The organism is Marinobacterium sedimentorum, assembly GCF_024267675.1.
In the GTDB taxonomy this organism is placed as follows: Bacteria; Pseudomonadota; Gammaproteobacteria; order Pseudomonadales; family Balneatricaceae; genus Marinobacterium_A; species Marinobacterium_A sedimentorum.
Genome location: NZ_JALDYX010000003.1, coordinates 237,671 through 252,046, shown reverse-complemented (window position 1 = coordinate 252,046; position 14,376 = coordinate 237,671). Strand labels below are relative to the sequence as shown.

Annotated in this window: 7 protein-coding genes; all 7 read left to right on the top strand. The window is 59.8% G+C overall.

Going from position 1 to position 14,376, the window contains the following annotated elements; all coding sequences use genetic code 11:
* Window positions 1-41: 41 nt before the first annotated feature.
* Window positions 42-1,259, top strand: coding sequence for a 2-oxoglutarate dehydrogenase complex dihydrolipoyllysine-residue succinyltransferase (odhB, locus tag MRS74_RS05380; protein WP_254579250.1), 1,218 nt, complete (start codon window positions 42-44; stop codon window positions 1,257-1,259).
* Window positions 1,260-1,301: 42 nt separating this feature from the next.
* The gene (gene lpdA / locus MRS74_RS05375; protein ID WP_254579249.1) at window positions 1,302-2,741 is read left to right on the top strand and encodes a dihydrolipoyl dehydrogenase; all 1,440 of its coding nucleotides are present in this window, start codon (window positions 1,302-1,304) and stop codon (window positions 2,739-2,741) included.
* A 143-nt stretch (window positions 2,742-2,884) separates the two neighbouring features.
* On the top strand, window positions 2,885-4,051 hold the full coding sequence (gene sucC / locus MRS74_RS05370; protein WP_254579248.1) for an ADP-forming succinate--CoA ligase subunit beta: 1,167 nt from the start codon (window positions 2,885-2,887) through the stop codon (window positions 4,049-4,051).
* Complete coding sequence (gene sucD, locus MRS74_RS05365; protein ID WP_254579247.1) at window positions 4,051-4,932, top strand: succinate--CoA ligase subunit alpha; 882 nt, start codon at window positions 4,051-4,053, stop codon at window positions 4,930-4,932. Before sucC ends, sucD begins: the two co-directional genes overlap by 1 nt.
* 189 nt (window positions 4,933-5,121) lie before the next feature.
* Window positions 5,122-5,700 (top strand): LON peptidase substrate-binding domain-containing protein, encoded by a 579-nt coding sequence (locus MRS74_RS05360; RefSeq protein WP_254579246.1) that lies wholly within the window; start codon window positions 5,122-5,124, stop codon window positions 5,698-5,700.
* Between the two features lie 740 nt (window positions 5,701-6,440).
* On the top strand, window positions 6,441-7,382 hold the full coding sequence (locus MRS74_RS05355) for an SDR family oxidoreductase (protein ID WP_254579245.1): 942 nt from the start codon (window positions 6,441-6,443) through the stop codon (window positions 7,380-7,382).
* Between the two features lie 745 nt (window positions 7,383-8,127).
* A complete protein-coding gene (locus tag MRS74_RS05350; protein WP_306421957.1) occupies window positions 8,128-14,247 on the top strand; it encodes a type I polyketide synthase in 6,120 nt (2,039 codons plus the stop codon).
* Window positions 14,248-14,376 lie beyond the last annotated feature (129 nt).

Genomic DNA, 14,376 nt, shown 5'->3' with positions numbered 1-14,376 from the left:
TATCGCGGGATACGACCTTGCGGAGCACACAAGGAAACAACATGTCCATCGAAATCAAAGCCCCGACTTTTCCGGAATCCGTCGCAGACGGCACAGTAACGACCTGGCACAAGCAGCCGGGCGAAGCCTGTGCGGCCGATGAGCTGATTGTCGATATCGAAACCGACAAGGTTGTACTGGAAGTGGTTGCGCCGGCTGACGGTGTAATTACGGCGATCCTCAAGGGTGAAGGCGAAACCGTCCTCAGCGATGAAGTGATTGCACAGTTTGAAGCCGGCGCTGCCGGCACCAGCGCGGGTGCAGCGCCTGCTGCCGAAGCGGCTGCCGCTGGCGACGCCGACAAGGTTGGCCCGGCTGCGCGCAAGCTGATCGACGAAAACAACCTGGATGCCAGCCAGATTGCCGGAACAGGCAAAGGTGGCGGCATCACCAAGGAAGACGTCCAGAACTTCATCAAGTCCGGCGCCAAGGCTCCGGTTGCCGCGGCAGCGCCTGTAGCGGCTGCGGTCAAGGCCGCTCCGGCACCGACTGTTGCCGTCAGCGTTGCTGCCGGTGAGCGGGTTGAAAAGCGTGTGCCCATGACCCGTCTGCGCGCCACCATCGCCAAGCGTCTGGTGGAAGCACAGCAGAACGCCGCCATGCTGACGACCTACAACGAAGTCAACATGAAGCCGGTCATGGAGCTGCGCAAGCAGTACAAGGATCTGTTCGAGAAAGTCCACGGCGGCACCCGCCTGGGCTTCATGTCGTTTTTCGTCAAGGCGGCCACCGAAGCGCTGAAACGCTTCCCGGCGGTCAATGCCTCTATCGACGGTAATGACATGGTCTATCACGGGTACCAGGATATCGGCGTTGCAGTGTCCACCGAACGTGGTCTGATGGTGCCGGTCCTGCGTGATACTGACAGCATGAGCCTGGCCGACGTCGAGTCCACCATTGCTGATTTCGGCAAGCGCGGACGTGACGGCAAGCTGGGTCTCAATGACATGCAGGGCGGCACTTTCACCATCACCAATGGTGGTGTCTTCGGCTCCCTGATGTCGACCCCGATTCTGAACCCGCCGCAGACTGCGATCCTCGGCATGCACAAGATCCAGGAACGCCCGATGGCGGTCAACGGTCAGGTTGTTATCCTGCCGATGATGTATCTCGCGCTGTCATATGATCACCGTATGATCGATGGCAAAGAGGCTGTCCAGTTCCTGGTCACTCTCAAGGATCTGCTGGAAGACCCGGCCCGCATGCTGCTGGACGTGTAAGGCAGCCAACCGTACTTCTAGAGCATTTAAGGATAGGAAGATATGTCTGATAAATTTGACGTAATTGTTATTGGTGCGGGTCCTGGCGGCTACGTGGCGGCGATTCGTGCGGCTCAGCTGGGTCTGAAAACGGCCTGTGTCGAGAAGTGGATTGATGGCAAGGGTGCCACCGTTCTGGGCGGAACCTGCCTGAACGTGGGTTGCATCCCGTCCAAGGCGCTGCTGGAGTCGACGCACAAGTACCACGAAGTGAAGGACAATGCGTCCGTTCACGGTATCAACGTCAGTGATGTTCAGATGGACGTCAAGCAGATGGTAGCCCGCAAGGACACCATCGTGAAAAACCTCACCGGTGGTATCGCCGGCCTGTTCAAGGCCAATGGCGTTACTCTGCTGGCGGGCGCGGGCAAGTTGCTGGCCGGCAAGCAGGTTGAAGTCACCGCCGCCGACGGTTCCGTCAGCGTACATGCGGCTGAAAATGTGATCCTGGCGTCCGGCTCTGTGCCTGTGAACATTCCGCCTGCACCCCTGACCGACGGTCTGATCCTGGACAACGCCGGTGCCCTGAACATCGATGAAACCCCGAAACGCCTCGGCGTTATCGGTGCCGGTGTCATCGGCCTGGAGATGGGGTCTGTTTGGGCCCGTCTGGGGTCTGAAGTCACCGTACTGGAAGCCATGGACAGCTTCCTGGCCCTGGCTGACCAGGACGTTGCCAAGGAAGCCGCCAAGCTGCTCAAGAAGCAGAAGCTGGATATCCGTCTGGGCGCCCGCGTAACTGGCACCGAGATTCTGGATGGCAAGGAAGTGAAGGTGAAATTCACCGACGCTGAAGGCGACAAGGAAATCATCGTCGACAAGCTGATCGTGGCTGTTGGCCGTCGCCCGCTGACCCAGAATCTGCTGGCCGGCGACAGCGGTGTCGAGCTGGACGAGCGCGGCTTCATCAAGGTTGACGAGCAGTGCCGTACCGACATGCCGGGCGTATTCGCCATCGGTGACTCGGTACGCGGTCCGATGCTGGCGCACAAGGCGTCTGAAGAAGGCATCATGGTGGCCGACATCGTGGCGGGCCACAAGGCGCAGGTGAACTACGATGTGGTGCCCAATATCATTTACACCCATCCGGAACTGGCCTGGGTCGGCAAGACCGAACAGGAACTGAAAGCGGCTGGCGTGAAATACAAAACCGGCAAGTTCCCGTTTGCGGCGTCCGGCCGTGCCATGGCATCCAACGACACGGACGGTTTCGTCAAGATCATCTCTGACGAAACAACCGATCGCGTTCTGGGTGTGCACATGGTCGGCGGTATCGCATCCGAGCTGATCGCGCAGGGCGTCATCGCGATGGAGTTCTGCTCCACTACCGAAGACCTGCAGTTGACCATGTTCGCGCATCCGACCGTCAGTGAAGCGGTGCACGAAGCGGCTCTGGCGGTAGATAACCACGCGATTCATATCGCCAACCGCAAAAAGAAATAAGCCGGTAACACGAGCTTATGAATGGCCGGACACGATTCCGGCCATTCCTATTAGACGCTTGTCGTATAAACGAGTGAGCCAGAATTCTGTATGCTTGCCTGGCGGGCACAGAATTCATAATTGACCAGACAACGGACAAGAGCATGAACCTTCACGAGTACCAGGGTAAACAGCTGTTTGCCACCTATGGTCTGCCGGTTTCCAAAGGATTCGCGGTAGATACTCCGGAAGACGCAGCTGCAGCGGCGAAAAAGATTGGCGGCAGCCAGTGGGTTGTCAAGGCGCAGGTGCATGCCGGTGGCCGAGGCAAGGCTGGCGGCGTCAAGCTGATCACCTCTCCGGAAGAAGCCAGCGCCTTTGCTGAAAAATGGCTGGGCAAAAACCTGGTGACCTACCAGACAGATGCCAACGGTCAGCCGGTTTCCAAGATTCTGGTTGAGACCTGCACCGATATCGCTCAGGAACTCTACCTGGGTGCGGTGGTAGACCGCTCTTCGCGTCGTATCGTGTTCATGGCGTCCACCGAAGGTGGTGTCGAGATCGAGAAGGTTGCAGAAGAGACGCCGGAAAAGATTCTCAAGGCCACCATTGATCCGCTGACCGGCGCACAGCCCTACCAGGGCCGCGACCTGGCGTTCAAGCTGGGTCTGCAGGGCGACCAGATCAAGCAGTTCGTCAACATCTTCATGGGTCTTGCGAAGATGTTTGAAGAGAAGGATCTGGCACTGCTGGAAATCAACCCGCTGGTCATCACCGATGCCGGTAACCTGCACTGCCTGGACGCCAAAATCGTTCTCGACGGCAACGCACTCTACCGTCACAAGGATCTGCTGGAAATGCACGATCCGTCCCAGGATGATGCCCGTGAAGCCCGTGCGGCCGAGTGGGATCTGAACTACGTGGCGCTGGATGGCAACATCGGCTGCATGGTTAACGGCGCAGGCCTGGCCATGGGCACCATGGACATCGTCAAGCTGCACGGCGGCCAGCCGGCCAACTTCCTCGATGTTGGCGGCGGTGCCACCAAGGAGCGTGTGACTGAAGCCTTCAAGATCATCCTGTCCGACGACAATGTTAAAGCCGTATTCGTTAACATCTTCGGCGGTATCGTGCGCTGTGACCTGATTGCCGACGGTATTATCGGTGCGGTTAAGGAAGTGGGCGTTAACGTGCCCGTGGTTGTACGCCTCGAAGGCAACAACGCGGAACTCGGTGCACAGCGTCTGGCGGAATCCGGACTGGATATCATTGCAGCAACCAGCCTGACCGACGGTGCTCAGCAGGCGGTTAAAGCAGCGGAGGGTAAATAATGTCGATTTTGATCAACAAGGACACCAAGGTCATCTGCCAGGGTTTCACCGGTGGCCAGGGTACCTTCCACTCCGAACAGGCAATTGCATACGGCACCAAGATGGTCGGTGGCGTAACGCCGGGCAAGGGCGGTACCGAGCACCTGGGTCTGCCGGTGTTTAACACCGTACAGGAAGCGGTTGACGCCACTGGCGCCGATGCCTCCGTGATCTACGTACCGGCACCCTTCTGCAAGGATTCCATCCTGGAAGCCGCCAATGCAGGCATCAAGCTGATCGTCTGCATCACCGAGCACATCCCGGTGATGGACATGCTGCAGTGCAAGGTCAAGTGTGACGAGCTGGGCGTGCGCCTGGTGGGCCCGAACTGCCCGGGCGTGATCACGCCGGGTGAATGCAAGATCGGCATCATGCCGGGTCACATCCATCTGCCGGGCAAGGTCGGCATCGTGTCCCGTTCGGGCACCCTGACCTACGAAGCGGTCAAGCAGACGACAGATGCAGGCTTCGGCCAGTCTACCTGTGTCGGCATCGGTGGCGACCCGATCCCGGGCTCCAACTTCATCGACATCCTGGAGATGTTCGAGAAGGATCCGCAGACCGAAGCCATCGTCATGATCGGTGAGATCGGCGGCTCCGCCGAAGAAGAAGCGGCAGCCTACATCAAGGCCAACGTCACCAAGCCGGTTGTATCCTACATCGCGGGTGTTACGGCTCCGGCCGGCAAGCGCATGGGTCACGCCGGTGCGATCATCTCCGGTGGCAAGGGTACTGCGGACGAGAAATTCGCAGCCCTGGAAGACGCTGGCGTCAAGACTGTTCGCTCCCTGGCCGATATCGGCAAGGCGCTTGCCGAACTGACTGGCTGGGAAACGAAGTAAAAATCGTCTGATTTCAGGCGTTTTAAAAAGGCAGCTTCGGCTGCCTTTTTTGTGCCTGTCTGGTGCAGACTGAGTAATTGAAGGCTGAATGCTGAGCCAGGCATCCGGGCTGCGGCAGCGTGCGGCGAACAGGGGTGAACTGCTGGGGCCCGGAATTCGTATACTTAGACCAAAGCGCCTGGAGGACTGATGGATATATTGCCGCTGTTTCCGCTGCCGGTTGTGCTGTTCCCCGGTTCACGCATGCCGCTGCAGATTTTTGAGCCGCGCTATCTGCAGATGGTGTCGGAGTCCTTTCGTCGCCAGAGCGGCTTTGTCATTGTACAGACCTGCGTCGATCAGACGGCTGTGAACGGACAGACGCCGTTTTACGATATTGGTGTCTACGCAAAGATTATCGACTGGGATCAATTACCCAACGAGCGTCTGGGGATTGTGGTGCAGGGCTTGCGCCGGGTGCGTATCGGGCCCGTGCAGGTGCGGCCTGATAATCTGCAGCTGGCGGACTGCGACTGGCTGGAGCTGGAGGCTGCCGAACCTGTACCTGCGCTATACGAGCCATTGCAGCAGCTGCTGTGTCAGATGCTCAAGCATCCCTCGTTCGCGCCCTTTGCGGCAGATACCGATACGGATGATGCGGTTGTGGTGGCCTATCGCCTGGCCGACTGGTTGCCATTTTCCGCCGCAGACAAGCAGGAGCTGCTGAGCTGTGATGGCCCGGTGGCACGACTCAAGCTGATTCATGAGTCCATTGACTGGGAGCATTAGCAGGTTGTTGGAGTTGCTACAGCCCGGTTAAAAATCGGCTCACAGGCTTTGCCTGAGCGTAGGTTGGGGCAGAACGGGGTTTTGCTCTGGTCACTCGGTTTAAAGTTCAATGCCTTCGTATGAACCCCGTACTCTTTAATTAATACCCGTGAGGCGTCAGGGATGGTCGCACCGCTAGGATCGGAGTTCGCGGGTGCGCTCTGCCATCTGACTTTGTCGGCCTCAGTGAAGCTTTCACTGGGTATGCCATGCCTGTTGTCTTATGGGGAATCATTATCAACCCGGCGGGATAATACAGGCAGCATGGACGCTTCGTCACTGGCCGCAAGCCAGTGCGAACGCCAGGTTAATAGCCGCAGTTGATCCATACACCGGAGGCTAATCTCTGCCACGCTATGAGGCAGCTCGATGGTGTCTGGACATAAAGACTCAGCTGCAATCATAGCCGGAACGGTCGCATTTTCCGGCGGTGTTACAAGGTAATTCCTGTTGATAAAGGCGCTTATCTTTCCGGCGTGGCCCGGGCAGTCGCGAGCGCCCGAAAACTCTTGGCTAAGTGGCGAACGCGTGCGAACCTTCCCGCGGATTGCGTGGCGGCTGTTCGAGTCGATAGGGGAGGCGAAAACAATGATCGCGTTCTCGGGTCTGCATTATTCACGTTCAAGGCCTGACCTCAAACGCTAATTACTCTATATTCGCTCTTCCAGCCGCTGAATCCTCTTTCGAATACAAGGATATTTATGAAAAACCAAAGGAACATCGTCTTCGGTACAGGACCTCTTGGCTTATGGGTTGCTCAAATGCTGCTCGAGCAGGATAAGGAGGTGGCTGTCGTTAACCGCAGCGGGAAGCTGGGTCATAAGATACCGGCGCGGATCAAGGTTATCCAGGGGGATGCCAATGATTCTGAAAAGGTCTTTGAGATCTGTAGAGGGGCGGATGCGGTATTTCATTGTGCAATGCCGCCTTATCCAGAGTGGCCCGAAAAGTTTCCTTCACTGACAAAAGGAATCCTTGATGGCGTGAAGAGAGCAGGCTGCAAATTAATATATGCCGATAATCTGTATGGCTACGGCGATACGAAAGGCCTGCCATTAACGGAGTCGCTTGCGTATAAAGCGACCGGCCACAAGGGAAAGGTAAGAGCGTCCATGGCGCAGATGCTGTTGAACGAGGCCGATATGAAGGTCGTGATTGCAAGAGCGGCTGACTTTTATGGGCCCCTGGTCACGAATTCAGCCTTCGGTGAAATGTTTTTCACGGCGGCCCTGACCGGGAAACCGGCCAACTTGCTGGGTAATGTAGATTTGCCGCATACCTATACATATATAAAGGATTTCGCCAGGGCGTTGGTCAGGCTGAGTGACCAGGACGACGTCTTTGGCCAGGTGTGGCATGTCGCCAATCCTCCAACCGCTACAACGCGACAGCTGGTTTCACTTGTCCAGGAGCATATACAGAAACCGGTGAAGATACGGTCTGCCGGAAAGCGCATGGTTTCGTTTTTGGGTCTTTTCAATCCCATGCTCAAAGAGATGAAAGAGATGATGTATGAATGGGAGCAGCAATACATTGTTGATCACGCTAAATACGAGGATCGGTTTGGCAACGATAGTACACCCCATGAAATAGCTATCAGGGAAACCGTTGAGTGGTACCGCGCCAGCCTGGATATCAGATGAAAAGATTGGCCGCGTGGCCTTCAATTGGCTGGCCTATTGGCGCGAATATTCGAAGATGCTTAATTGTCGCCATGTAGAGACGGTCGTGGTAGTGGATTCCGTGCCCAGTGGGAAATATGCCCATTGGGTGCATCTAATTAGGTATCCTGAATATAAAACAAATGTTTGAAAGATACGGAGATATGCGTTAGATTCGCCTGCGTTTAAGCAATATGCAGATTAAGTTGGTGTTCTGCTAAATAGGATATCTAAGGCTGCCGGGGCTCAACCAAGCGCCCCTTGCCAAATCTTTAAAGCTACAAGATAACGTTTTTCGTAGCAGGCTTTTATCACAAAAATAATCATGGACGGTATCACGTAGTATGATAATTTCGATTTTCACGTAACTAAAACGCAATATATGACAGTTATCGTGCTGCAGGCGGTAAAGCCCTGGCTATCGGTTACCCAAAAACGGGTGGTCGCTGAGGTGCAGCAGATGGATATTGTTCGAATATTGCTGTCTTGATAGCGGTCAGCGGCTTTAAACAAATTTTTTGCCGCGGTCGCCTTTATCTGGCGAATGTCTGCTGGATATTTTCGAAGGCGTGCTCGGCTACGCAATAAACGCTTCTATTTCGGCAATCGCAGGAAAATCCTGTTTACTTTCGTATCGGGTGGGTTGGCGGTTAGTTGTTGCGTTTGGAGTTGGGCGGCAGGAGCAGCGACCTTTATGGATAAATATTTTAGGTAAAGGAGTTCGGTCATGGGAAATGCTGATGGCGCAGCTAGCGATTATGGGCAGATGAAAGTCGCGGTTGTTGGCGCTGCCTGTAAGTTTCCAGGCGGATCTAATAATCCAGAGTCGTTCTTTAAAAACCTCCTGTCCGGGAGAAACTATGCCAGCAAAATTCCCATGGATCGCTGGTCTCTGGAGAAGTACAGCAACAGCAGCGATGCTGCGGGCAAGGCGTATGTCGAGTCCGGCCACTTTCTGCACGACTACGACTACCGTGGCTTCGATGCCGAGTTCTTCAACCTGTCGCCACGTGAAGTCGAATTCCTCGATCCGCAGCAGCGGATGCTGCTGGAGCTGAGCTGGGAAGCGCTGGAATCTGCCGGGCTCGACCCGGAGCGGATGGCGGGCTCCGACACCGGCGTCTTTGTCGGTGGATTCACGGTTGACCATCTGCTCAACCAGTTGGGGGCGGGCGCCAGGGACACCATAGGTTCCCACAGCGCCGCCGGCGCCACTCTCACCATGCTGTCCAACCGAATTTCCTACGCTTTTGATTTTCATGGTCCCAGCTTTTCGCTGGATACGGCCTGTTCCTCATCACTGGTCGCCTTGGCCCAGGCGGTTTCGGCGATTGAGTCCAGCCAGTGTGAAACGGCGCTGGTGGGCGGCGTCAATTTCATGCTGCGCCCCGAATACAGCATCGCCATGTCGAAGGGCCGCTTTTTGGCCAAAGACGGCCGCTCAAAGAGTTTCGACGCCCGTGCTGACGGCTATGGTCGCGGCGAAGGCGGGGGCGTTGTGGTACTGAAGAGCCTGGCCGCCGCAGAGCGCGACGGCGACACTATCCTGGCGGTGGTGGAAGGGGTCGGCGTCAACCAGGATGGCCGCACCAGCGGCATCACCGTGCCCAATCCCGGCGCACAGCGTGACCTCATGAAGAAGGTATTGTCCTCCAGTGGCTGCGAGGCCGGCGAGGTCAATTACATCGAGGCCCATGGTACCGGCACAGGGGTGGGCGATCCGCTCGAAACAAAGGCGATTGCCGAGGTTTACGGTCGTGACAATGATTGCTGCGTCGGATCGGTCAAGGCGAGCATCGGACACCTGGAGGCCGCTGCCGGTATAGCCAGTGTCATCAAGTCCGTGATGATGTTGCGCAACAACCTGGTGCCGCCGGTAGCGGGCCTGGAAACCGTCAATCCCGCGATACCGCAGCGGATTTTCCTGCCCCGGTCGGCGGTGCCGCTGGCGGCCGATGGCCAGCCGGCCAAGATCGCCATTAACTCCTTTGGCTATGGCGGCACCAATGCGCACGTCATCCTGTCCGGTCGGCCCGATAATCACCGCCGCGACGACGCAACACACGGCATGACCGAAGGTCTGCGGCTGCTGCCGATCTCCGCGCGCGACGCCGACGCCTTGCGCGCCCGGGCCGCGCAGTTCGTTGCTCTGCTGGCCTCCGACGAGGTCGCGCTGGAAGACGTGCTCTTCACGGCCTCCAACAAGCGTGCTCAGCTATCGCACCGTCTGGCGGTCTGGGGCGATTCCAGGCAGTCGCTGCGTGCGGCGTTGCAGCAGTACCTAGACGGCGAGATGCCGGCGGGCGCGTCCCAGGGTGAGCGCGCCAGCTCCGGCGACAAGCGCATTGCCTTTGTCTACACTGGGATGGGGCCGCAGTGGCACGGCATGGGCCTTGAGCTCTATGAGCAAAACGCGATCTTTCGCAGCACGCTGCAGGATGCTGACGCAGCATTCAGCAAAATAGCCGGATTTTCCATTCTGGCCGAGATGCTCAAGGACGAAGAGCACTCCGAGATCAAGCGTACCGAGTATGCTCAGTCGGGTAACCTGATGGTCCAGCTGGGCTTGACCGCGATCCTGGCGGCCGAAGGGGTAAAGCCCGATGCGGTGGTCGGTCATTCGGTTGGCGAGGTGGCCTCTGCCTGGGCGTCGGGCATGTTGACCCTGGAAGAGACCCTGCTGGTGAGTTGCCAGCGCAGCCGTATCCAGGCCACCACGGCCGGGCAGGGCAAGATGCTGGCGCTGGGGGTCGGCGAGGCCACCGCGGCCGAGCTGATCGCGCCTTATGCGGGCAAGGTCTCGCTGGCTGCAATCAACTCGCCCTCCAGCGTCACCGTTGCCGGCGATGCCGATTGCCTGGACGCTATCCTGGCGTCGGCAACCGAACAAAAACTCTTTGCCCGTATGCTCGATGTGGCCGTGCCCTACCACAGCCCGGTGATGGAGCAGCTCAAGCCGGAGCTGCGCCGGCAGTTGGCCGGTCTTGCCCCGAAAGAAGCCACGACGGTGATCTATTCCACGGTGACCGGTGCCCGCTTGGGGCACAGGGCCGATGCCCGTCGCTTCGATGCCGAGTACTGGTGCGATAACGTGCGCGAGCCGGTCCATTTTGCCGCGGCGATTCGCAGCATGCTGGCTGATGGCTACACGACCTTTGTCGAGATAGGCCCGCATCCGGTACTGCGTCGCGCAATCGAGGAGGTTTTCCAGGAGCAGGGCACCGATGCCCGCGAGGTCGCCACGCTGTGGATGAACAAGCCCGAAGGCATTGCCGTGCAGCAGGCGGTGGCCGACATCTACACGGCGGGCGGCGGACTCGACTGGCAGAGTCGCGAAGGCAGGGGCCGCTTGATCGATCTGCCGGCTTACCCCTGGCAGCGCAAGCCGCTGTGGCGCGAGTCGCTGTGGCAGGCAAACGATCGCATGCATGCGCAGGTCGATCCGCTGCACGGTCGGGACGGCGCCGATCTCAACCTGAGCCGGCTCAACTACCTCGACGACCACAAGGTGGACGGAGTCGCCATTATGCCGGCCGCTGGATTCCTGGAGGCATTGTGCGAGTCGGCCCGGGAACGGTGGCCGCAACTGGATGCCGACAGCGGCTGGAGCCTGCGCAATATCGATATTATTGAGCCGCTGATCCTCGACAGGGAGCGCGCACTGCGCATGAACGTCGAGTTCGATGCGTTCACCAACGAGGCGAAACTGCTGGCCAGCGACAGCCTCTCCGAGCGCGAGGCGGTGCTTCATGCCCGGGCGCAGCTCTTCCCGCTGGCGGTCAAGGCGGTTGCGCAGCTGGGTGAGCAGGCGTTCGAGGCCTTCGACGGAGAGACGGTCGATATTGCACAGCTGTACCAGGAGCTGGGCGAGCTTTCGCTGCAATACGGCCCCGCGTTCCAGTCGATTACTGGCCTCAAGCGCAATCGTGTGAAGGGCGAGGCCCTGGTGGCGCTGGAGCGCCCCGAGGTGGCGGGCGAGGACAGCTCGATGTATGTCCTGCATCCGTCCCTGCTTGATGGCTGCTTCCAGTCGGCGATTGCGCTGCTGGAGCCGTCCGACGGCGCTTACCTGCCGGTGTCGATAGAGGCACTGCAGGTGTTCGCCGCCGCCCCGGAATGGATGCTTTGCAAGGTCTCTATCGTGGAAAAAAGCGCGGCGCAGATCGTGGTGGATTTTGCGCTTGCCGATGAGAGCGGTGCGGTGTTTGCGGTAGTGAAACGGCTCACCTATGCAGCGCTGCGGGGTGCTTTGGAGCCTGACCGCTTCCCGAAGGGCGACTACCAGCGGCGCTGGAACGAGCAGCCGGCACTCGAGAGCGTTGACCCCAACGTGACGGGCCTGGCCATCATCGCCAGCCCGGTGGAGCCGCTGGCCGATGCGCTGCTCGAGGTCTGCGCCTCGGTGGGTATCCCTTGCCAGCGCTACGCCATGGAGGAGCTGCAGGAGCCGGCCGTACTGGCACAGGCCTCACACATTGCCTACATCGCCTGGTCCGGTGTGAACCCCGAGTGCGACCCGACCGGTCAACGCAACGTCAGTGAACTGCTGGCGCTGGTTCAGGGCCTGAACGGTGCCGCTCACAACGGCAAGCTGCGCGTGGTCACCCGGCTCTCGTCGGCGCTGGTCGCGGGTGACCAAGTCATACCGGCGCAAACGGCCATTGCCGGTTTCGCCCGTGTCGCCCGCAACGAGCTGGAGGCGCAGGATATCGCCATTATCGATATCAACCAGGTCGCAACCGACGAAATCTTTGCCCAGGCGCAAAGCCTGTTCGTCGAGATCATCAATGCTGCCGTAATCGATGAAATCGCCATCCGCGACAGTCGCCGCTATGCGGTGGAGCTGCACCGCTGTGCGGCGCTGGAGTCCGCCGACAGCGTGCAGGTCGAGGATGTCACGGCGACCCCGGTCAGCCTGGTGATTGCCGGCACTGAGATCAGTGCCCGCGTACTGTCGGCCAGCCCGCGCCTGCGGGACCACGAATATCGCATCCGCATCGACCGCCTGGCCCGCCAGCAGGGTAACGAGGCGATGATGGCGGTGTGCGCTACGGTGCTCGAGTGCGGCGCCGGCACGACCCGCTTCAGCGCGGGTGAGCGCGTCGCCGGTCTGTTGCCCTACCGGCTCGCCTCGCAGCAGCTGGTATCGGAGCAGGAGGCGCTGCTGGTTAGCGCCGAAGCGGCCGGTGCGCAGGCCCTGCAGGCGAGCCACGCGATCGTGGACGTGCAGGCGGCGCTGCTGCTGGAGCACGTCTGCGCCGGCATGGCCGGTGCCGAGGTGCTGGTGGATAACGGTGCCCTGGGGGCTGCCCTTGGCCGCCGCCTGGCCCGCGCCGGCGCCCGCGTGACCCGCTTCGACCAGTTCGATGCCGCCGCCCAGCAGCGCTTTGACCTGATGGCGGGCCCGCTGGCGCAGTGGAGCCGCAGCCTTGGTTTCAGCAGCCTGGCGGAGGGCGGGCAACTGCTCGACCTCAGCTCGCAGCAGCTGGCGTTCGCCCTGCCGTCCCACTGTGGCCGCCTGGTCAGGGCGGTGTCAGACCTGGCCGGCTTTACGAAGTCGCAGGCCTATGCCACGGCACTGCAAGGTGTCATTCGCGAGGCGGCCGAGGGCGGGCTGCCGCAGGTCGCTGAGTGGACACTGCAGTCTCTGCTCGAGCAGGGCCCCGCCGAACCTCGCCCGGGCGAGTGGCAGGAGCTGCTGCTGTGCGCCGGGCAGGCGCCGTTCACGGCCATGGGCCCGGATGTACCGGCGTTTTCGGCCAATGGCAGCTACCTGATTACCGGCGGCTTTGGTGGCCTGGGTGCCGAAGTGGCGCGCTGGCTGGCCGACCATGGTGCAGGCCACATCGCGCTGGTCAGCCGCCGTGGTGGCGCTACGCCCGGAGCCGACATGCTGGTTCGTGACCTGGAACAGGCTGGCGCCACCGTCAGCACCCATGCGGTCGATATGTCTCAGGCCGACGCGGTGTCGGCGCTGATCCAAACCTTGTGCCGTGCCGCCGCGCCGTTAAAGGGCATTTTCCACGCCGCCGGGGTGCTGGACGACCAACTGCTGCTGGATATGCCGACAGAGGCGCTGGCGAGCGTGATGGCGGTGAAAGCGGGCGGTGCGCTAAGCCTGCACCGCACGCTGGAATCGCTGTCGGTCGAGCTGGAGCATTTCGTGCTGTTCTCGTCCATTGCCAACCTGGTGGGCAACAGTCGCCAGGCCAATTACTGCGCCGCCAACGGTTACCTGGATGGCCTGGCGCACCTGCGACGGGCCCGGGGCTTACCGGCGCTAAGTGTGAACTTTGGTGCCATTGCCGCCGTCGGCATGCTCGAAGAGGACGCCCGCATTGGCCAGCACCTCACGCAGATCGGACTCGCGCCTTTGAACGTGGGCACCGCTCTGCGGGGCCTGGGGCGGGCGCTGGTGCAAGGGCAGACGCAGATCGCCATTGCCGAGCAGATTGCCTGGGAGCGCTGGGCCGCGTACGAAACCGTGGGCGGCAACTCGCCAGCATTCAGCAAGCTGGTGGCTGCAAGCCGCGAGGCCGCGAATGGCGATGCTTCGCTGGTTGTGCAGTTGCACCAGGCGGTGAAGTCCAGCTCCGAGGCGGACGGCAAGGCCGTGCTGCAGAACCTGGTCGCGGACGTGATTGCCATGGTGCTGAAAACCTCGGCCGAGCGCCTCAAGCCTGACCTCGCGTTTGATGCCTTTGGCGTCGACTCGCTGATGTCCACCGAGATCCAGATCAATCTCGATCAGGCCATTGGCATTGGCTACTCGGTTGTCGAGCTGCTGGGTCACGCGACGATCAACGGTCTGGTCGACAAGGCCTTTGCCGAGATTACCGCAGCCTAGGATCAAAAAACGTATCCGCTGTTTGAACGGTCCCGGTCAATGCCCTGGCGCATCGACCGGGATCTTGCAGGGCCACCGTCAGTCATCCCGAAAACCGGGGCCCGGACAAGCAGCGAGAGGATTCACCTT